The sequence below is a fragment of the Streptomyces mangrovi genome (assembly GCF_900114215.1).
GTDB lineage: Bacteria > Actinomycetota > Actinomycetes > Streptomycetales > Streptomycetaceae > Streptomyces > Streptomyces barkulensis.
In genome coordinates this window covers 26,762-46,073 of record NZ_FOSG01000005.1, presented here as the reverse complement: position 1 = coordinate 46,073, position 19,312 = coordinate 26,762, and the positions used below count along the sequence as shown (strand labels likewise).

Below are 19,312 nucleotides of genomic sequence, written 5' to 3'. Positions count from 1 at the left end.
ACGGGCCTGAGCGAGGATGCGGGCATGACCACACCGGCATCCCGCGACAAACGCCCCCTCCAGACCGCCGAGCTGTACAGGTACGTGCTCGACCACAACCCGCCGCTCGACCCCGTCCTGCGCGATCTGGTGGAGACCACGCACGACCGCTTCCCCGACCGGGCCGGGCTGCAGTCGGCCCAGGAACAGGGACCGATGCTGGCCTTCCTGGTACGGCTGACCGGAGCCCGCCGCATCGTGGAGGTCGGCACCTTCACCGGCTTCTCCGCACTCGCCATGGCCCAGGCCCTGCCCGCGGACGGCACACTCATCGCCTGCGACGTCTCCGAGGAGTGGACGGCCCTGGGGCGCGAGGCATGGGCCAGGGCGGGCGTGGCCGACCGCATCGACCTGCGTATCGCGCCCGCCCTGGACACCCTGCGGGCACTGCCCGCCGAGCCGGAGATCGACTTCGTCTATCTCGACGCCGACAAGGACAACTACATCGCCTACTGGGAGGAGCTGGTGCCGAGGATGCGGGCGGGCGGACTGATCGTCGCGGACAACGTGCTCTTCCACGGCGAGGTCGCCGACCCGGAGGCCACCGGTGCAGCCGCCGCGATCCGGGCCTTCAACGATCATGTCCTCGCCGACGAGCGGATGGAGTCGATCATGCTGACGGTCGCCGACGGCGTGACCATCGCGCGCAAGCGGTAGCCCGCGCCCGCCGACGGCTTCCGACGGACGGCCCCGGCTCTCCCGTTCAGCCGCAGCAGCCGCCCCCGCAGCACCCTCCGCCCCCGCCGCCGCCCGCGCTCGGCGCCGGGGCGGAGGAACGGGCGGCCGCGCCGCCCACCGCGACGGTGGACAGCAGCTTCACCGTGTCGCCGTGGCCCTCCGGGCAACTGGCGGGCGCACCGGACTCGGCCATCGGTCGGTTCACTTCGAACGTGGTGCCGCAGGCGCGGCAGCGGAACTCGTATCGGGGCATGCAAGCAGGATAAGCGCCGGTCCGGCCATCGCGGGGAGCCTGTGGACAGCGGTTGGACAGCGGTTGGACAGCGGTTGGACAGCGATTGGACAGCGGTCGCGGTACCGCGGTGGGAGCGGGCCGCCCGCATACGGCCGCGCCCGGCCGGCCGCGCGGCTCAGCCGCCCGCCGCCCGCTCCTCGCGTATCCGGCGCACCACGTCCGCCACCGTCTCGCGGATGGCGTCCAGCTCCGTCACGAAGCCCCACCAGTCCGGATGCCGCCCCGACAGCCCCGCCACCGCCCGTTCCAGCCGGGCCACCGACTCGTCCAGCGGACCCGCGTGCCGGGGATCGGGATGGCTGCGCCCGGCCATCGCCAGCCGCTGGGCGTCGCGGATGGCGAAGCGCGTCCGCTCCACCTCGCCGCTGTGGTCGAAGGAGACCTCGTTCAGCCGCCGCAGACGCTCACCGGCCGCCGAGACCGCCTCGTCCGCGTCGTTCAGCAGCGCCCGCACCGTCGACAGCCGGGCGGTGGCGTCCGCCCACCGCTGCTCCTGCCGGGCGGTACGCGCCTCGGCCAGCTTCTCCTCGGCCTGCCGCACCGCACCCGCCACCTGCTCCGGCACGTTCTGCAGGTCCTCCCAGCACGCGACGGTGAACCGCCGCCGCAGCTCGCTCAGCACCGGCCCGACGTTCTCCGCCCGGTGCCGCAGCGCCTCGGCGCGGGTGCGCAGGGAGGACAGCCGCCGGTCGGTCTCGGCCGACCGCTCCGGCAGCAGCTCGACCTCCCTGCGCACCCCCTCCGCCTGATGCAGCACACGCTCGGCCCGCTGAAGGGTGTCCCGCACACCGTGGCGCGCGGCGCCCTCGTTGAGTCTGGTCAGCTCGGGGGAGAGGGCGGCCAGCCGGGCCGCCGCCTCGTCGGACCGCAGCCCGGCGGCGCGTACGGCGTCCAGCGCCTTCGTCGCACCCAGCAGCGCCTGCCGGGCCCGCTCCACGGCGGGCGCCAGCCGGGCGAGCTGCGTCTCGGCCTTCTCCAGCAGCGGCCCGAGCCCCTGCCCGAACCGCTCCAGGTCCGCGCGGGTGCGCTCCAGGTCCTCCCGCGTCCTGTCCAGGGCCCGGCGGGCGCGGGAGGCGGTGTCGGCGTCCAGGTCGTCGCGCTCCAGGTCGTGGGCGTCCACGGTGGCGATGTACTCATGGCTGACCTGGTCGATCCGCCGTCCGAACTCGGCGAAGTCCTCCACGGCCCGGCGCGAGGCCGGGGAGTCGTCGACGGCCGCCAGGGTCTCGATGGAGATCCGCAGATCCCGCTGCGCGGTGTCCAGTTCGTAGAACGCGGTGGCCGCCGCGTCCTTCGCGGCCTGGGCCTCGGCACGCCGGCTCTCGGCACGCCCGCCGCCGCCCCAGCCCCAGCGGCGTGCGCCGCCGCCGTTCATCGCCGCCACGTGTGTCCTCTCCCCTTACGCCCTCGCCGGCCCGGCTGCCATTCTCCCACCCGGCCCGGGGGAACACACGGGAGGCGACCGGGGCGATCACCTCACGACCGGTCCCGCCGGCCCACGGGGCGCACGGTCACATCGCCATTGGCCGCGCGGGCGGTGATGGCGGGATCGCCCGCGCCGCCCCGCGGCACCTCCACCAGGGCCCCGCCGTTTTCGGCCGCGGCGTCCACGCGGTACGCGGCGCGGGGCACCTCGACGGTGACCGAACCGTTGCGGCCGCGGGCCTCCACCCGCTGAGGCACCCGCACCAGGGCCAGCCTCAGCCTGCCGTTGTCCGCCTCGGCGACCACCTCGCGGGAGCCGACCCCGGTCGCCTCGACGGGACCGTTGTCGCCGCTGAGCTCCAGCGGCCCGGTGACATCGCGCACCCTGATACCGCCGTTGTCGGCGGAGACCGCGAGCGCCTCACGGAACCCGCGCGCGACAACGTCCCCGTTGCGGCCTTCCACCCGTACCGCGAGCCGGCGCGGCACCTCCACCCGGTGCCGGATGTCGCAGCTCGCGAGCCCGGAGCAGGCGGGGCCCAGCGACAGCGTCCCGCCCTCCATCGACCACCGCGCCCCGGTGCTGCCGCCGTAGGCGACCCCGTCGAACCACCGGGTCACCCGTACGTCGGTCCGGTCCGCCGCCACCACCTCCACCGGCGAGTCCTCGACATCGACCACCAGCGTCGCCACTTCCTCGCCGACCGCGAAGGCCCGGCGCTCGGGCGGCACGTCACCGGCGTCCACACACCCGGCCACCCCGGCGGTGGCGGCGACCGCGAGAACGACGGCGACCAGGGCGCGTACGGTGCTGCGGCGGGTCTCGGTGGTCATGGGCGGTCTCCGTATCCGTTCGGCGGGGCCGCTCGGTGGGGCTGCCCGGCGGCGCCCTGCCGACGCTATGGATTCCCGCCCGCCGGCGGCATCCGGCACCCCACCGGGTCCGGGGTGGGGACAGCCCCCCGCCTCCCGCGTTTGTGGCGCACACGGCGCGGCACGGTACGCTGTGGGCTCACCCCGGGCGCATAGCTCAGCGGTAGAGCGCTGCCCTTACAAGGCAGATGTCGGCGGTTCGAACCCGTCTGCGCCCACCAGCACGAAGACCCCCGGCCCACCAGGGCCGGGGGTCTTCGACATCACCATCTGACACCAACGGCGGCGGTGCCGGCCAGACGGGCAAACGGTGACTCATGCGGCATCGCGGGTCACACATCTTCCACGTTCAGTTCGTCCGCCAGGGTCCGCAGGGGCGCGGACGGCTGGGGGCTCATGACCAGCAGGTCGGACACGAGCTGCCTGACCGCCGGCTTGGCGTCGACCAGTTCGGGGGCGAGGCGCCGGGCTTCGGTGAGGGCGACCGTCGCCTCCTCGGTCTGCCGGCGCTGGGCATACGCCCTGGCGAGGTCGATGCGGAAGCGCGCCTGCCGCTCGGAGGAGAGCGCAGAGGGATCGACGGATTCGGCGGCGCGCAGTGCGGTACCGGCGTCGCCCAGGTCGGCGGCGATGGCGACCTCGTGGAGGCCGACGTTGAGCGGTCCGAACTCCGTGCTGTAGTCGTTGCGGCCCTCTCCCACCTGCTCGGCCATCTCGCGTGCGTGCCGCAGGAGTTGATACGCCTCCTCACCTCGGTCCAGCCGGGCCGAGGCCACCGCGTGCTGCAACGTCAGAGCGCCGCGCAGGGCCACCGCATCCGGTCGTCCCTCCGTGGCCAGTGGTGCCAGGGCTTCGGCGGCGCTGCGCGCGACCCGGGCCGCCTGCTCGTAGTACCCGGAGCCGAGGAAGACGATCGCCAGCCGGAACTCACCGGCCGCCATCAGCAGCGGATCTCCGGTGCGTTCGGCGGCGGAGACGGCGCGGTCGACCGCGACCCATGCCACGTCCGGCTCGCCCATGTTCGCCAGTGCCGCACCGCATGCGCCGTACGTGGAGGCCAGCAGACGGAACGGCTCGGCGGGGTCCTCTCCGGTACCGGATCGGGCCGCCGACTCCAGGTGCGGCACGAGCCGTTCCAGCAAGTCGGACAGTTCCGCGTACCGGCCCTCGTGCGTCAGGGTCCAGGCGCGTTCCACATCGGTGCGCAGGGCCGGCATGTCCGGGTGCTCCGGCTGCCCGAGTACGGCACTGAGCCGGTGCGAGCCGCTCAGCGTCAGCCGCAGCCGGTGTGCTCCGGATGGTTTCCCCTCCGTGTTCGACGCCAGGACCGGTGATCCCGCTGCCAGTTCGGCCACCGGCAGGCCGAGGACGTCGGCGACCTTCTCCAGGACGGTCATGCGGTCGATTCGGCGTACTCCGCGTTCCACCTGCGACACCCAGGCTTCCGAGCGGTCCAGGAGCCTGGCGAGTTCCTTCTGCGACAGACCTCTGCGCCTGCGGTGGGAGGCGATCTTGCGGCCGAGGGTCTTCTCGTAGTCAGCGCTCATGACCGGCACCCTTGCCGGAGACGAACTCCAGACGGTCGACCTCGACGGCGGACAGGTACCGGTCCCGTTCGCCGAGGAAGGCGCGCACGTAGTCCTGCGCCTCGTGGAAGGCGAAGGCGTCGGCGTCCCGGTACAGCTCGTAGAAGATCCGTTCCAGGGGGCGGCCGTCAACACGGTGCACGGTGTAGATCACCGTTTCGGGTTCATGGGCGCGGATCTGCTCCCCGGTCCGCGCCACCAGCGCGTCGAACGCCGCTGCCGCCGCCTCGTCCTTGCAGGTGAAGCGCACCATCAGACCGAACATCGGCTCTCCTCCTCCGTCTTGGCATCCCGGTTCTGCACCACGCCGTGGCGAACGCTATTCGGCAGTCGACCAGTACGAAAAGTGCGATCTCGCATCTCAAGTACTCGCACTATGGCTACGGTGCTAGTACTTATTGTACGTGCGAGCGCGCCGGTGCTTGTTGCCAGGCCTCGGCGCCGCTGAAAACCGCAGCTCAGAGCAAGGAGACGCGCATGCTCATCCATCGACGAACCTTCGCAGGACGCCCTGAGGAGGTACGTAAGGCCCGCGAATGGACCCGTAAACTCCTCGCCGACGCCTTCTGTGTGGACGACGCGGCACTGATCGTCACCGAGCTGGGCGCCAATGCGGTCACCCACACCACCGGGCCCGCCTTCCGCGTCACCATCACCCGCACCCCCGAGGCCGTCACGCTCGCCGTCACCGACACCGGCGCCACCACCACACGCCCACAGGTCACTCACCCCCACCAGGACGCCACCCACGGCCGAGGACTGGCCATCGTCACCACGCTGGCCGACGACGTGAAGGTCCACCACACCGCTCGCGGCCACACGGTGACCGCCCGGCTCCCACTCCCCGCAGCACTGCCGACCACGCGGGAAGCCCAGCCGTGCTGAGCCGCACCTACCGATGCCAGGCCACCGCCTCCACCCCCGACGACGGCCGCACCTTCCCCCTCGGCACCCACGCGGCTGGCTCACCCCGCCTGGCCCTGCGCTGGTTACGGCAACGAGCCCGCCACATCAGCGACCAGCTCGACCCGCCGGCTGCCCGCCCGGTCCTGGCCTGGCTCCACGACGATCAGGCCCACGAACACGCGTTAGAAGCCGTTGTCTTTCCAAGAGTGATGGGTGCGTTTCCGCTGGTCAGGTATAGGTGGGGTGTTTAGGCGGCAGGGACGAGGTGTCGTGTCGTCCTCTTTGGTGGAGGTGCCGGGATGCCGTCGGTGATGGGGCTGCTGGAGGAGCGCGAACGCGCCGCTCGGCAGCGGGTGGAGGCTCTCCAGGCCGAGCTGCGGGAGGCCGAGGCCCTGTGGGAGCGGTTCGTGATCGCCCGCGAGACGGTGAGTGAGGTTCTGGCGGAGCCTCGCTGTGGCAATGACGTGCAGCCGATCGCGGTGGCCGGCGAAGAGTCGTTGCAGGTCACGGCGGCGGTGCCTGGTTCGGTGGTGCCGCACTGGAAGGAAGGGCTCGCTTCGACAGTTCTGGCACCGGACTACCAGCGGATCATGGACGTCCTGGCCGGCGGGAGCGGGACCTGCGGGGAGGCGATGGACTGCCGGCAGCTCGCGGCGGCCCTCGGGCTGGAGCCGGTCCCGGCGAAGGTCGAAGGGATGCGCTCCAAGGCGAAGCGCCTGGCCGCGCGGGGCTGGCTGGCGGAGGAACGTCCAGGGCTGTTCAGCGTGCCCGTCGCACGAGCCGGCGGCTCATGACCATGCTCATCGACCACCGGATCACCGCTTCCGAGGTGTCGGTGCGCCTCTCGTAGTCGCGGGCCAGCCGGTGTGAGCGCATCAGCCACGCGAACGTGCGCTCCACCAGCCACCTCTTCGGCAGCACGGTGAAGCCGCTGGTGTCGTCGCTGCGTCTGACGACGGTCAGCGCGATGCGCAGGACACCGCGGGCGAAGTCGACCAGGCGCCCGGTGTAGCCGCCGTCGGCCCACACTCGGGTGACACGCCAGTGCCGCTCGTGCAGACGGGCCAGCAGTGTCCGCCCCGCGTCCCGGTCGGTGACCGAAGCCGCGGTCACCGCCACGGCCAGCAGCAGTCCGAGGGTGTCCACCACGATGTGCCGCTTGCGGCCGTTGACCTTCTTCCCGCCGTCGAAGCCCCTGGTCGCGGCAGGCACCGAAGCGGCTCCCTTCACCGACTGCGCATCGATGACGCCGGCCGTCGGCTCCGGATCCCGGCCCGCGGCCTCGCGGACCCTCTCGCGCAGCCGGTCGTGGAACTCGGCGGTCAGGCCCTTGTCGCGCCAGCGCCGGAAGAAGGCGTAGACGCGGTCCCACGCGGGGAAGTCCGCGGGCATCGCCCGCCAGGTGATACCGCCCGCGACCAGGTAGCGCACCGCGTCGACCATCTGCCGGTGGCAATAGCTCTCCGGCTGGCCGCCGCGGCCTTCCAGCCAGCCGGGTACAGGCATCGCGTCGCGCACGACCGCCCACTCCGCATCGCTCATGTCGGACGGATAGATCGGGCGCCTGTACGGCCGGTCCCCGGCGTTCCCGAACCGGTGAGCGAGGCAATCACACTCCAAAGACGCCGAGTTGGACGACGTCGGCGTCGACACGGAAGACTGCAGCACCAGGGGCCTCCTGTTGCTCGGTTGGATTCGACACCCACGAGCTGTGCGGGAGGCCCCGCTTCCATGCTCAGCCAGCCGGAAGATCACCCGACCGAGTCGACAACCTCGAACTCACGCTCACCAGGATCGATACAGCAACGGCTTCTAGAGTACTGGCCATACCTGCAGTTGTTCCGCTGATGACATCCAAAGCTGGCATCAACAACACCGAACGAGGACGTACACGCGCGTCCTTGCTTGGTCTCGGCGGTGGCAGGTCGCACCGTCAGGACGACTCCTGCATCGAACTCCTAAAGCAGGTGTTGGAGACGGTCCGTGTGCCACAGCCGTGCCAGATTGAGGGGGCAACCACGGTCACTCGGGGACTGTGGCGGTGCGGGAGCCGTCGGCAGGCGCAGTGCCGCAACCTGTGGGGTGACCAGGGAAGACCCGCCGACGAGGGGCGCCAGGCTTACAAGGCAGATGTCGGCGGCTCGAACCCGTCTGCGCCCACCAGGGAAAGCCCCCCGGCCGAACGAGGCCGGGGGGCTTCCGCGTCACCGCCCGGTACCAGTGGCCGTGATGGGGCCGCCGCACGGCTACCGGCCCTCCACGTCCATTTCGTCCGCCGGAGCCCGCAGGCTCGCGGACGGCCGGGGACTCATCGCCGTCGCCTCCAGGGCGACTTCACACCCGTCCCGTTCACGCTTCGTCGTTACGCGCGGAACCGGGATCGTAGGCGCCGAGGAGTGTGCCTGCCAGGACGAACAGGACCAGGACCGGTACGGACATGAGCCCACCCGGGCGGTCGACGTCGTCGATGTACACCGAGGAGACGCCGATCCACAACAGTGTCCCGAGGAGGATCTGGAGCCAGGTGCGCCGTTCGCCGAGGACGCGCATCCCGATCCACAGCGCCAGGGGCATGAGTATCCATGTGGCGAGGAGGGTGGCACCGAATTCGGGTAAGCCGGACCAGTCGTCCGGGTGGTCCGGTTCCTGACCGCGGGCCCACGCGAACCCGGCGCTCATCGTGAGGTGGCCGGCCGCTGTGGAGATGGCCGTGATCACGGCTGCTTTCAGGGCGCGTGCGTAATCCATGATCACTCCAAGGCGAGAGGGCGGGCCTCCAGCGTTGTTGCCGCATGGTGGAGGCCCGCTTTGAGGGTTCCACGGCCGGTCGAGTCGTGAGTGAGCGTACGGTTCGGCCGGGGACACGCTCCAGAGCACCGGTGTGGAGCCGGGCCCCGACACCTTCGGCTGGAAGGGGGCTGTCGACGGCCGGACGCCACCGTTGTCGTACACCGTCTTACCGCAGCGGCGTGAAGTCCCAGGACAGCCTGTGCTCCTCGTCCACCACGGGTGTGTGGCCGTCGAGGGACTCGCCGGTCTCGAGGGATGTGGCGATCCGCTCCATGAGTATCGGAAGGGACGTCCATATCTCGTGTGATCCGCGCATGACGCCTTCCACGGCCTCGACTTCGTGGACACGCCCTCGGTCGGTCTCGGGACGGTGGTCCAGTACGAGGCGGCCCCCGCAGATGTCCTGTGCGATGGGGACCAACTGTGGATGTCCGTACAGGGCGCTGCTGGTCCCGAGCTCCATGAAGCGGTAGACCTCCTCCTCTTCCTCCTCGTCCGTCGCGCACCTGTCGTAGTAGCCGGTGAGAGACCGCCACTCGGCCGCCGTCTCGCGTGCGCTCAACGGTCTGTAGGAGCCCGGCAGCAGCCAGGACCACTGGTCGAGGAGGCCGTCGTGCCGCAGCAGTGACTGCACCAGGGGTCTCAGCAGCGGTCGGCCGACGAGGCGTTCGAGCTCGGCGATGTCCGCCGGGTCCGCGGGCGGCGCCAGCGCGGCACGGGTGGCCGGGGCGTGCCCGGCCAGCCAGTTCTCGATTCGCGTCCACGACTCACTGATCGTTGCGGCCATGGCACGGCATCCTGTCACCCGGTGCTGACAGTCTCCGGGGAGCGGCCGGACGGCGGCCGCGGTGCCGACTCGTACGGCCCGGGGACGGCCCCGGGCCGTACGAGGGGACTCGACGGCGGCAGGTGGCGCGTCACAGCCTGCCGTCAGCGGGCGTGGTCGGCCGCGCCCGCTCGGTTACAGATACGGCCGGGTGATCAGTTCGATCGCATGGCCGGAGGGGTCCTTGAAGTACACGCCGCGACCGCCGTGCTCGGTGTTGGTCTCGCCCGGGCGCCGCATCTGCGGATCGGCCCAGTGCTCGATACCGCGCTCGCACAGCCGCCGGTACGCCCGGTCGAACAGGTCGTCGTCGACCAGGAACGCGTAGTGCTGCATCTGGATCTCCACCGGCGGCTCGGCGAACTGCAGCAGCACGCCGTCGGTGAGCTGGATGTTGGTGAACACGCCCCAGGACGGTGCTTCCGGCACCTCCAGGAGCTCCCGGAAGAACCGGGCGGACTCCTCGCGGTCCCTGGCGGCGATGATGGTGTGGTTGAACGTGACTGTCACTTGGCTGACCTCGCTGTCGCTCGGCACGGAGAGATGGACTCGTGGTGCACGAGCACGGGGAGGTCCGCGTGCCGAACCGTGGGGGTGCCTTCCGCGCCCCCGCCGTGCGGTCAGCCCTCCACCGGATAGCCGATCCGTGTGTGGCGTGGCGCCGGTCCGGTGTTCACGTCGGGCGACGTTACCCGGTTCCGGCGGCTACGCCAACAGGACGTGAGGGTGGGTCAGTTCCGCAGGTGGCCCAGCACGGACCGCATCGCGCGGTCCACGGCGCGGCGGGCCGGTTCGGTGTGGTCGACGGTTTCGAAGCCGTGGTGGCCGCCGGGTACGTCGATCACCTCCACGGCGGCCTCGCAGCGCTCCGCTGCGGTCAGGAAATCCTGGATGGAGACGGCGAGTTCGGGGAGTTCCAGCTCCACCCGGGTCAGCACCACCGGCAGCCGTCCCGCGGTGCGCAGCGCGGTCGCGGGGTGGAAACGGGAGGCGTCGACGGGCCAGCCCGGCGGGGGAGCGAGCAGGGGGTAGGTGGCCGCCAGGCAGCGCAGCCACGGCGGGGGCGCGGCCAGCCAGTGGGCCGACAGCAGCCCGCCGCCGGAGAAGAACCACAGCGCGATCCGGTTCCCGTCCACACGCGGGTCGGCCCGTACGAGGCGGACGGCCTCGCGGACGTCCTCGGCGGCGCGCCCGTAGTCGGCGATGTCGTGCAGCCGGTGGTCCACCGTCGCGCCGACCGCGCCCAGGCTCGCCGCGTACCGGGCGTAGCCGGTGAAGGCCGGCCAGTCCCGGGGGGTCGGGCGCGCCTCGGGCGGGACCGGGCCGCCGTGGACGAACACCACGGCGGGGCGGGGGCCGTCCGCTTCGGGCAGGTGGAGGTCGACCCGCCTTGTCCGCTCGCGGCGTGCCTCGGGTACGTCCAGGACGAACGGCCTCAGGTGCGCGGACCGTTCGTCCTGCGGCGGGGGGATCCGGTGTCCCTCTCCTGCGGCGGCCCGCAGCAGTACGGCGGCCAGTTCGCCCGGGGCGGAGAGCATCGGCCAGTGCCCGGTGGCGAGTTCGAAGAAGTCCACCCGGGGGTCGGTGAGTGCCGGGAAGCGTGGGTCGCCCAGGCCCACCATGGCCTCGACCGCGGCGATGCCCGGCCCGTTGGCGGTGCACAGGACGCCGGTCGCCGGTATCCGCGACACGGACTCGGCCAACCTGAGCGGCTGGGTGAGGGTGTCCGCGGGCTGGGGTGCGGCGAGGCGGGCCAGCCGTTCCAGTGCCTCCTCGGGTACGCCCGCGGTGCTGCCCCAGCGCCGCCAGCCGTCCGGGGACGGCGGGGGCAGCAGCCCGCCTCCGTCCCCACCGTCCCCGCCGTCCTGCCCGTCCGCGCGTGAGAGCCGTTCGCGGACCGTGCCGTCGGGCACGAGGGCGAGGGGCGGGTCGCCGTCGCGGGGAATGCCGGTGTCCAGGTGGACGATCCGGGAGATCCGCTCCGGGCGCCGCCCGGCCGCGCCCAGTGCCGGGTGGATGCCGTAGCAGTGGCCGACGAGCACCACCCGCGGTGCGTCCAGCCCGTCGATCAGCCGCACCAGGTCGTCGATGTGCGTCTCCAGGCCGGTGCCCGCTCCCGCCGGATCGCCGGGGCCGCCCATGCCGGTGAGCGTCGCCGGGTATGCCCCGGCCCCCGACTCCCGCAGCCGGCCGGCCACCTCCTCCCACACCCAGCCGCCGGTGTGGGCACCCGGCACCAGTACGAAAGCCGTCATGGCCATGCTCCTCCCCGTCTCTTCCGAGCGCGGGCCGTCCGCGCTCGCCGGTACGGTAGGAACTCCCCCTGAGGGAGGTTCAAGCCTTGTCCCCTGACGGCCTGTGGAGCATCGGGGAGCTCGCCGAGCGGGCGGGCACCACCGTCAAGACCGTCCGCTTCTACTCCGACCGCGGACTGCTGCCCGAAGCCGGCCGCAGCGCCGGGGGCCACCGCCGCTACGGCCCCGAGGCGCTCGACCGGCTCCGCACGATCCGCTCGCTGCGCGCCCTCGGTGTGCCGGTCCCCGAGGTGGGCCGGGCCCTGGAGCGGGACGACGCGCTGGAGGACGTCGTCGCCGGGCGGCTGCGGGACGTCGGCGCGCAACTGGCCGCCCTGCGCTGGCGGGAGGCCGCCCTCCACCTGCTGCAAGGCTGCACGGCCGAGGAGCGAGCCGACCGTCTGCGGCTGGTCGGCGCCGTCTCCGCCCCGCCCGGCACGGCGGCGCTGGCGCGTTTCTGGCGGGGCTGGCTGCCGCCGCGGCTTCCGGCCCGGCTGGTCTCGGAGATTCTCGAACACGCCATCCCCCAGCCCCCGGACGACCCGACCCCGGACCAGGTACTGGCCTTCGCCCGGCTGCACGCCTTCGTCTCCGGCCCCTGCCCCGGCACCGCCCGGCAGCGCCGGCCCGCCGCGCACCGGCCGGAGGAGGGCTACCGCCCGGCCGTGCTCTACGGCGGCCTCGTCGAGGCGTACGGGCTGGCGGCACAGCCGATGCGGGCTGGACGGCCGCCGCACCGGGGCGAGGCGCTGGACTGCTTCGTCTCCGCCTACGCCCGCTCACGCGGCACGCGCGACACCCCCGGCTTCCGGCTCGGGCTCAGGGGCCAGCTCGCCGCCGATCCCCGCATCGACCGCTACTGGCAGCTCGTCGCCGAGGTGACCGCGCCGGAAGCCGGTCCGCCGGAGCCGACTCCCGGCGCCGCCCACGACTGGCTGCTCGCCGCGCTGTCGGAGGAGACGGCCGCCTGACGGAGCGTCCGGCGGAGCGTCCGGCGGGGCTTGTGGGCGGTGATCCGGGCGCCCGTGGAACCAGGGCGGGCCCCGGGGACGTTGTGATGACGGACGGTGAACGAAGATCTGCGGCCCGCGTCGGACGGGCGGCGGCCGAGGACGGGATGGCTCAAGTGGCGATGTGGGACCGGCTCAAGGACCAGGCCAGGAACCTCCAACAGTCCCGGGGCGGGCAGGGCACGGGCGGACCGGGGATCGGAGGGCCGGGGGCCGCCGGCCAGGGCCACGGCGCCCGCCCCGGATCCGGCTCCGGGGGAGGGACGAAGGCCCAGCTGGTGGGCCTGCTGAAGTCCCAGCTCGCCTCGGCCAAGGCCGAGTTGAAGAGCGGTGCGTACCGGGACGCGAGCATGGCGATGTGCGCGCTGGTGGCCGCTGCCGACGGACATGTGGACCCGTCGGAGCGGCAGCGGATGGAGTCGATGATCGTCGACAACGACGTTCTGCGGAACTTCCCGCCCGAGCAACTGCGCCAACGGTTCAACCGTCATGTGGACCGGCTCACGGCCGACTTCCAGGCGGGCAGGGCGGAGGCGCTGCAGGAGATCGCCAAGGCCGCCAAGAAGCCGGCGGAGGCCAGGGCCGTCGTCCAGACCGGCATCGTCATCGCCGGCGCCGACGGCCACATCGACCAGTCCGAGCAGCAGGCTGTCCGGGAGGCCTGCGCCGCACTGGGGCTCTCCGCGGCGGAGTTCGGCATGTAAGGGCCGGACGGAACCCGGACGGAACCGCCTAGCCCCGCTCCGGGGCGTGCTCCTGCTCCGGGGCGGCGGGGTCGCGAGGGCCGTCGGGGAGGTCGGCGAAGGTGTAGGGCGGCCAGGGGCCGAGGAAACGGATGCGGGCGGCGGGCTGTTCGCCCTGGACGGCGGCCAGCACGGTGCCCACCGCCTCGATGTCCTCCGTGCGCACCAGCAGGGCCGCCGAGAGGACGTCCGCCTCGCCCGGGTCGCGCACACCGCGCGACCGCTCCCGCAGGTCCTCGGCCACGGCCAGCAGCCTGCGGCGCACATCCGCGTGGAGGACGTCGGCCAGACGCTCGGAGGACTCCCGGCGCAGCTGTTCGAGCTGCCTGGCCAGCAGGCGGCGCAGCCCGGGGGAGCGGCTCGCCATCTCCGCCTCCAGGGCGCGGGCGCGCTCGTCGTCCCGGGTGGACTCCGCGCGGTCGACGGTGATCTCCACCCGCAGCTCAGCCCGGCCCTCCAGCGCCTCCAGGCGGGAGCGGAGCCCGGCCGCGCGGGAGGTGAGCCAGTCGCGCAGGCGCTCCTCGGCGGTGCGGGGGTCCTGTGGTGAGGGGTCGGGGGCGACCAGCACGTTGAACGTCATCGGCAGAAGCGCGCCGGTGCGCTCCCACACGGCCACCACCGCCCGGTCCTGCTCGGCCACCCGGCGCCGCACGTCCTCGTCCGTGCCCTGGTAGGGGGCCGGTTCCGCGTCGTGGACCAGTGCGGCCAGCCCCGTGCCCGGGGCGGCCGGCAGGCGCAGGGGGCGCCCGTCGATCCCGGTGACGCCGTCGGCGGCGCCGGGCCGGTCGGGGACCACCGCGTACACGTACAGGGCCGGCCCCGTCACCGCCGTGCCTCCTCGGCCCAGCGGGCGGGGTTGACCAGTTTGTCCACCACGTCGTCCACCACCTCGTCCAGGCCCCGGTGCAGGTCCGCGACGGAGTCGGTGATCCCGTGGTCGGACTTGATCTCCTCGACGGCCTCGTCCAGCTCCAGCAGGGCGTCGCCCAGGCGTTCGAGCTCCTCCTCGGTCAGGTCGCCGCCGTTCATCCGGCGCAGCGCCTGCCGTTCCAGGGCCTCCTGGATCACCTCGACCAGGGTGACGACCAGGGAGAGCACCCCCTGTTTGAGGCTCTTCTCGTCGACTGTGATGGCCATGATCTTCTCCGTCCTTGTCTTCCCGCCCGTTTCCCGCCCGCCGTCCTGGGGGCCGCCGTCCGCGTACGTGCAGGCCGACGTCAGGCCGAGGGCAGCGGCACCGCGGTGCGCAGCGAGTCCAGCGCCCCGGCCCAGCGCCCCGGTTCGTCGGCCGTGAGCGTCACCGGCCCCTGCGAGGCCGTCTCCACGGTGATCACCCTCCCCCCGCCGGCCGGTGAGCGCCCGGGCTCGGTGCGGACGGCGGTGATGTCGTCGGAGGGCAGGACCAGTGCGGGGCGGGCGTCCAGCGGCGACTTCCACACCAGCGCCTCCGGGGTGAGCCGTCCCTGCCCGCCGCGCCACAACGGGCCGTCGCGACGCGGCTCGTGGTACCAGAGGTGGCCTTCGAGCACCGCCGGGCCGCCGTCGCCGGCCTCGCCGTCCTGCCGTTCCGGGTCGGCGGGGGACGTCTCCAGCGGGCCGGGGCATGTGCTCGCCAGCAGGGCGCGCAGTCTCTCCGGCTCGGTGCAGGACAGCAGGGCCTCGCGGCCGTCCGCCAGGACGACGCGCAGCCTGGTGCGCTGTTCACCGCCGACGCTCCGCTCGGTCTCCGGCCGTACCGTGCGCACCGCCGCAAGCTCCGTCTCCCACAGCACCTCGCGCGGTTCGCGGCGCATCACGACCAGCCGCCGGTCGGTGAGGTGGACGGTGCCGGGGCGCCAGGTGGTCTGGAAGCCGTCCTCCAGCAGATGGCCGCCGCGCATGTGGACGATGTGCCGCTCCCCGGCGCGCGGTTCGAGGTCGCGGTGTCCGGTGGAGCGCTCGGCCCAGGCACGGGTGTCCTCGTCCCAGCGGCGCAGCATGCCGTACTCCAGCATGGTCTCCATGCCCGCTATCGCGGCGCGCAGACTGACGCCGATCAGCGGGATGTCGGCCACCGAGACGATGAGGTCCAGATGGAGGACGGCGCCCTTGTTCAGCAGGACCTCGACCAGGTCGTCCAGCGTCACGCGCGGGTCCCTGGTGGGCTTCATCGGCGGGCGTTCAGCCGTCACGGCCAACGCCCCCGCCGCCCTTCGGGCTCCCGCCGTCTTCCGGGTCCCCGCCGTCCTTCGGGCTCCCGCCGTCGTGCGGGCCGCCGTCGCCGGCGAGGGCGCGCGGGGCGGCGCGGCCCCGGGCCAGCCGGGCCCGGGCGCTGCGCCAGCCGCACCACGGGCACATGTCCTCCAGCAACTGGCTCACCGGCGAGCGCTTTCCGCACTCGGGACAGCTGTCCTTCTCCTCGCGGGCCTCGCGCCAGGCGGCCGTGTCGACATCGGTGCCGGAGGGGAACTCCAGCCCGTAGCGCGCGGCGGTCTCGAAGGAGGCCAGCGCCGCCCGCAGCCGGATGCCGAGGAGCTCGACACCGGCCACCGACACCATGATGTCCGCGTTGAGCACCAGCCCCTTGTCGAGAAGGGTCTCCACCACATGGGCGAGGCTGCCCTCGCCGTCCCGCCGCGGCTCCAGCGGCTGGGGTGTCAGCGTCCGGGCCCGCGGCGCCGCGGGTACGCGCGGCGGTGCGGGCCGGACCGCGTCGGCCTCGGCGGGAACGCCTCTCTCCTGGTAATCGCTCACCCGTTACGCCTATCCGGGTGATTGCCTCCCATGCGTGCGCGGTGCGGGTTCGGCCGGGCGTGCGGCCCGACCCCCCGTCACCGGGCGGTCTCCGTGGTCTCCGCGGCCTCGGCCGCCGCTGCGGCGCGGGCCTCGGCGTAGGCGTCGCGGAGGTCGGGTCCCCAGGCGGGCGCCCGGTCCGAGGGGCACACGATCCAGCCCCGGTTGCCGATCGGATCCGGTTCGACGACGTCCGGGTGAGGCAGCAGCACCAGGGTGCCGCGGCCCAGGACGGACATGCCGGCGACCTCCAGACCGTCCGCCGAGCCCAGGGCGACGACGAAGTCCGCGCCGAGCGGGGTGGAGAGCACGGGGCCGAGCGGGGCCCGCGCCGCCCGCATCCTGCGGACCGTCTCCCGGGCGAGGGGCAGCGGGATGCGCACCACGTCCCAGGCGATCCCGGCGGGCACCTCGCCCAGTGCGCCGTGCTCCCAGGCGGCCAGGACGGCGGGTACGCGGCCGGTGGGGTCCAGCCAGCCGGTCGGCGGGGGCTGGACGGCGGTGCCGGCCGGAGCGGAGTGCGGGGAGATGGTCACGGTGTCGCCTTCCTGTTCCACTCGGGGGTCTGCCGCAGCAGCCATCGGCAGTCGTGTGCGAGGGACCTCACCTGCTGCCGGGCGGAGTGCAGTCCGCTGTCCAGCTCCCGCCCGGCCTGATTGGTGATCCAGTCCAGCCGCGCCCGGTAGCGCAGCCACTGGGCGGTGCTGGGGCGCAGGACGGCGGCGCGGGCCCGCGCGATCGGCAGCAGCAGCCGGATGTGGTCGCGCAACCGGGCATCCAGCTCCACCAGTTCCCCGTGGCGCAGGGGTGCGCTGCCGTGGGCCAGGGCGCGGCCGATGGTGTACTGGACGGCGGCGGCGTCCACCAGGACGGCCGCCTCCGGCGGGTCGGCATCGGCCGCCGGGGCCGGCGGGGCGGTCTCCTCCGGGACGGCCCGGCCGAACGGGCCGTCCCGGCCGGGCGGTTCGCCGGTCACGGCAGGGGCCGCGGGTGGGGTGGCGTCTGGTGTGGTCTGCACAAGGTCCCCCGGACTTGTCACGGTCGCTTACGGACACAGAGTGGCGGCGCGGCCGGCTCTCAACTGTCACTCTTCGGTGACAGGTACCGTCGGCGTATGCGCGCGGGCGCGGACGCCCCGGCGTATGCGCCCGGACGTCACGTGCCGCGGACCGTCACACGCCGACCCACGCGGCCATCCGGGTCAGGGTGTCCGGCGACCTGCGCCGCAGGTTCAGCAGGCCGCGCACCGTCTCCCGCACCCGGGGGTGGAAGCGGGTCTGCTGGGGCGCCAGCGCGCGTGCCTGCGCCAGCGAGGCCAGCGCCGCCTCGATCCGGCCGGTCTCCATCTCCGCGCGGGCCCGGTCCACCAGCAGGGCGGCCCGCCGGGAGGCGGCCCAGCCGCGCGGCGGGCGCACCGCGCGTGCCGCGCTCAGCGCCGCGTCGTACTGGCGCAGCTCCAGCCGGGCGAACACCTCGTGCGTCCCGACGTTCGCCGGACCGAAGGACAGCCAGTGCACCGCTCCCACCTCGCCGGTGCGCCGGGCGATCTCCCCGGCCCGCGCGAGGTGGAACTCCACGGTCGCCGCGTCGCCCGCGCGGGCCGCGATCACGGCCGCGCCCAGGTGGAGCTGACCGGCCACCGCCAGGCTCTCGGTGCTCTCCCCGGTCTGGCGCAGCAGATCGTGCCCGACCTCCACCATGCGCAGTCCGATGCGGTGCTCGGCGTCCCGGCTGCGGTAGGACAGGGCCCGCTTGTACTGGCGGATCGCGCCGAGCAGCGGGTCGCCGGCGTGCTCGGCGGCCCAGCCCATCCGGTCCAGCGCCACGACGGCCAGGTCGTAGCTGCCGAGCTTCGTCGTCACGTCGTGCGCGCTGCGGTACGCCGACGCCAGGGCGCGCCACAGCTCGGTGCTCGGGTGCTCCCGGCAGGAGACGGTCAGGTCCGTCAGGAGGCCCGGCAGGCAGGCGGCCGCCTGGTACAGCCGGGCGTCGCGCACGTCGCGGCACAGCGCGTCGGCGGCCGCGACCAGTTCGGGTGCGGGGAGGGCGGGGCCGCAGGGGTCGGGCGGCAGGTCGTACAGGTCGAGCGCCTCGCGGATGGGCCGGACCAGGCCGTCGACGCGGTCGGGCCGGGGAGGGTGCGCGGGCTGCCCCGTCAGGGTGGCGACATCGGTGCGCAGTGCTCTGGCCACGGCGGCCACGAACTGCGGGGAGGCGCTCTTGTGGCCGCTCTCGACATGGCGCAGAAGGCTGTAGGAGTAGGGGATGCGCTGGGCGAGCCCCTGTTGTGTGAGTCCGGCGCGCTTGCGCTGGGCGGCGATCCGGTTACCGATGTGCTCGTCGTCGGATGCGGACATACCGGGCCCTCCGTTTCTCGCGGCATCTGAACGGTACCCGCGACCCGCCGCCCGTCCCAGTGAGTTCGCGCTGATCAGGTGTGGTGAACTGCGGAGCATGAGGAACCGAGTCATGTACCTGTTCGGTTGTGCCTCCCCGCCCGTCGTCCACATCGACCGCGCGATCCGTGACGCGCAGGCGCGGGGGTGGCAGGTGTGCCTGGGGCTGACGCCGAGCGCGCGGGAGTGGCTGGAGGACCGGCTGCCGGAGCTGGAGGAGCTGACCGGCCACCCGGTGCGCAGCGCCTACCGGTTCTACGGCCGGCCCGAGACGTGGCCCAGGACGGATGTCGTGGTGGTGGCGCCGGCGACCCTGCACACGGTCAACGCCTGTGCGCTGGGCATCACTTCGACGTTCGTCGTGGGCTTCGCCGCGGAGGCGATGGGCAAGCGCATCCCGCTGGTGGTGATGCCGTGCCTGAACTCCACCTACGCCCGGCATCCGCAGTTCGAGCGTTCGCTGGAGGTCCTGCGCGGGGAGGGCGTACGAGTGCTGTACGGCCCCGGCGGCTTCGTGCCGAACCCGCCGGGGCAGGGGCGCCCCGAGGAGTACCCGTGGCACCTCGCGCTGGACGCGGCGCACGAGGCGGTGCGGCGGCGCTGACCGGTGGCGCCGGCCGGTGGCGCGCCCCGCCCCGGTGCGCCTGCCCGGCCGGCGCGCCTCCCGCGGCGGCTGCCG

The 19,312-nt window shown here is 73.3% G+C and carries 23 protein-coding genes and 1 tRNA gene; 7 read left to right on the top strand and 17 right to left on the bottom strand.

All coding sequences use genetic code 11. From position 1 onward, the window contains the following. Positions 1-24: 24 nt before the first annotated feature. The gene (locus tag BM237_RS08655; RefSeq protein ID WP_093848962.1) at positions 25-696 is read left to right on the top strand and encodes an O-methyltransferase; all 672 of its coding nucleotides are present in this window, start codon (positions 25-27) and stop codon (positions 694-696) included. Between the two features lie 46 nt (positions 697-742). Here BM237_RS08655 and BM237_RS08650 read toward each other — a convergent pair whose 3' ends face one another. The 3 genes from BM237_RS08650 to BM237_RS08640 all read right to left on the bottom strand — a co-directional run bounded on the left by BM237_RS08650 (position 743) and on the right by BM237_RS08640 (position 3,271). Beyond that, positions 743-970, bottom strand: coding sequence for an FmdB family zinc ribbon protein (locus BM237_RS08650; RefSeq protein WP_093848961.1), 228 nt, complete (start codon positions 968-970; stop codon positions 743-745). A 157-nt stretch (positions 971-1,127) separates the two neighbouring features. After that, the gene (locus BM237_RS08645) at positions 1,128-2,387 is read right to left on the bottom strand and encodes a hypothetical protein (RefSeq protein ID WP_093849215.1); all 1,260 of its coding nucleotides are present in this window, start codon (positions 2,385-2,387) and stop codon (positions 1,128-1,130) included. Positions 2,388-2,488: 101 nt separating this feature from the next. Continuing rightward, entirely contained in the window at positions 2,489-3,271 is a 783-nt protein-coding gene (locus BM237_RS08640; RefSeq protein ID WP_093848960.1) for a DUF4097 family beta strand repeat-containing protein, read from the bottom strand. Positions 3,272-3,456: 185 nt separating this feature from the next. Between BM237_RS08640 and BM237_RS08635 the strand changes: the two genes are divergently transcribed. Then, positions 3,457-3,531 (top strand) — tRNA-Val (locus tag BM237_RS08635). A gap of 111 nt (positions 3,532-3,642) precedes the next feature. Here the strand turns inward: BM237_RS08635 and BM237_RS08630 are convergent. Both BM237_RS08630 and BM237_RS08625 read right to left on the bottom strand, forming a co-directional pair. Next, positions 3,643-4,857 (bottom strand): helix-turn-helix domain-containing protein, encoded by a 1,215-nt coding sequence (locus BM237_RS08630; RefSeq protein ID WP_093849214.1) that lies wholly within the window; start codon positions 4,855-4,857, stop codon positions 3,643-3,645. Continuing rightward, complete coding sequence (locus BM237_RS08625; protein ID WP_093848959.1) at positions 4,847-5,161, bottom strand: putative quinol monooxygenase; 315 nt, start codon at positions 5,159-5,161, stop codon at positions 4,847-4,849. The genes BM237_RS08630 and BM237_RS08625 overlap by 11 nt, the downstream gene beginning before the upstream one ends. 212 nt (positions 5,162-5,373) lie before the next feature. On the opposite strand from BM237_RS08625, the gene BM237_RS08620 reads away from it, so the two are divergent. After that, positions 5,374-5,781, top strand: a complete 408-nt coding sequence (locus BM237_RS08620) for an ATP-binding protein (protein WP_093848958.1) — start codon at positions 5,374-5,376, stop codon at positions 5,779-5,781. Between the two features lie 320 nt (positions 5,782-6,101). Further along, positions 6,102-6,596 carry a hypothetical protein gene (locus tag BM237_RS08615; protein WP_093848957.1) on the top strand — a complete coding sequence of 165 codons (495 nt, stop codon included), beginning with the start codon at positions 6,102-6,104 and terminating at the stop codon, positions 6,594-6,596. Here BM237_RS08615 and BM237_RS08610 read toward each other — a convergent pair. The 5 genes from BM237_RS08610 to BM237_RS08590 form a co-directional block, all read right to left on the bottom strand. Continuing rightward, positions 6,562-7,344 carry an IS5 family transposase gene (locus tag BM237_RS08610; protein WP_093848956.1) on the bottom strand — a complete coding sequence of 261 codons (783 nt, stop codon included), beginning with the start codon at positions 7,342-7,344 and terminating at the stop codon, positions 6,562-6,564. The two genes, BM237_RS08615 and BM237_RS08610, sit on opposite strands and share 35 nt — an antisense overlap. 807 nt (positions 7,345-8,151) lie before the next feature. Then, entirely contained in the window at positions 8,152-8,550 is a 399-nt protein-coding gene (locus BM237_RS08605) for a hypothetical protein (protein WP_139238078.1), read from the bottom strand. A gap of 208 nt (positions 8,551-8,758) precedes the next feature. Beyond that, positions 8,759-9,379, bottom strand: coding sequence for an SMI1/KNR4 family protein (locus tag BM237_RS08600; protein ID WP_093848954.1), 621 nt, complete (start codon positions 9,377-9,379; stop codon positions 8,759-8,761). A 174-nt stretch (positions 9,380-9,553) separates the two neighbouring features. Next, a complete protein-coding gene (locus BM237_RS08595) occupies positions 9,554-9,928 on the bottom strand; it encodes a VOC family protein (protein ID WP_093848953.1) in 375 nt (124 codons plus the stop codon). Positions 9,929-10,149: 221 nt separating this feature from the next. Next, the gene (locus tag BM237_RS08590; protein ID WP_093848952.1) at positions 10,150-11,673 is read right to left on the bottom strand and encodes an alpha/beta hydrolase; all 1,524 of its coding nucleotides are present in this window, start codon (positions 11,671-11,673) and stop codon (positions 10,150-10,152) included. Positions 11,674-11,759: 86 nt separating this feature from the next. Here BM237_RS08590 and BM237_RS08585 point away from each other — a divergent pair, with 86 nt between their 5' ends. Then, the gene (locus BM237_RS08585) at positions 11,760-12,683 is read left to right on the top strand and encodes a helix-turn-helix domain-containing protein (protein WP_245793499.1); all 924 of its coding nucleotides are present in this window, start codon (positions 11,760-11,762) and stop codon (positions 12,681-12,683) included. 155 nt (positions 12,684-12,838) lie between these two features. Continuing rightward, positions 12,839-13,426 carry a tellurite resistance TerB family protein gene (locus BM237_RS08580; protein WP_093848951.1) on the top strand — a complete coding sequence of 196 codons (588 nt, stop codon included), beginning with the start codon at positions 12,839-12,841 and terminating at the stop codon, positions 13,424-13,426. Between the two features lie 28 nt (positions 13,427-13,454). Here the strand turns inward: BM237_RS08580 and BM237_RS08575 are convergent, their stop codons facing one another. The 7 genes from BM237_RS08575 to BM237_RS08545 all read right to left on the bottom strand — a co-directional run bounded on the left by BM237_RS08575 (position 13,455) and on the right by BM237_RS08545 (position 18,594). After that, a complete protein-coding gene (locus tag BM237_RS08575; protein ID WP_093848950.1) occupies positions 13,455-14,291 on the bottom strand; it encodes a GvpL/GvpF family gas vesicle protein in 837 nt (278 codons plus the stop codon). Then, a complete protein-coding gene (locus tag BM237_RS08570; protein WP_093848949.1) occupies positions 14,288-14,602 on the bottom strand; it encodes a gas vesicle protein K in 315 nt (104 codons plus the stop codon). Before BM237_RS08570 ends, BM237_RS08575 begins: the two co-directional genes overlap by 4 nt. 80 nt (positions 14,603-14,682) lie before the next feature. Next, positions 14,683-15,591, bottom strand: a complete 909-nt coding sequence (locus BM237_RS30270) for a gas vesicle protein (RefSeq protein ID WP_281253911.1) — start codon at positions 15,589-15,591, stop codon at positions 14,683-14,685. 34 nt (positions 15,592-15,625) lie between these two features. Then, positions 15,626-16,198, bottom strand: a complete 573-nt coding sequence (locus BM237_RS30265; protein WP_281253910.1) for a gas vesicle protein — start codon at positions 16,196-16,198, stop codon at positions 15,626-15,628. 77 nt (positions 16,199-16,275) lie between these two features. Further along, entirely contained in the window at positions 16,276-16,773 is a 498-nt protein-coding gene (locus tag BM237_RS08555; protein WP_093848947.1) for a hypothetical protein, read from the bottom strand. Continuing rightward, a complete protein-coding gene (locus BM237_RS08550; RefSeq protein ID WP_139238077.1) occupies positions 16,770-17,255 on the bottom strand; it encodes a DUF6415 family natural product biosynthesis protein in 486 nt (161 codons plus the stop codon). Before BM237_RS08550 ends, BM237_RS08555 begins: the two co-directional genes overlap by 4 nt. A gap of 154 nt (positions 17,256-17,409) precedes the next feature. After that, on the bottom strand, positions 17,410-18,594 hold the full coding sequence (locus BM237_RS08545) for a helix-turn-helix domain-containing protein (protein ID WP_093848945.1): 1,185 nt from the start codon (positions 18,592-18,594) through the stop codon (positions 17,410-17,412). A gap of 97 nt (positions 18,595-18,691) precedes the next feature. Between BM237_RS08545 and BM237_RS08540 the strand changes: the two genes are divergently transcribed. Next, complete coding sequence (locus BM237_RS08540; protein WP_093848944.1) at positions 18,692-19,237, top strand: flavoprotein; 546 nt, start codon at positions 18,692-18,694, stop codon at positions 19,235-19,237. The last annotated feature ends 75 nt before the right edge of the window (positions 19,238-19,312 follow it).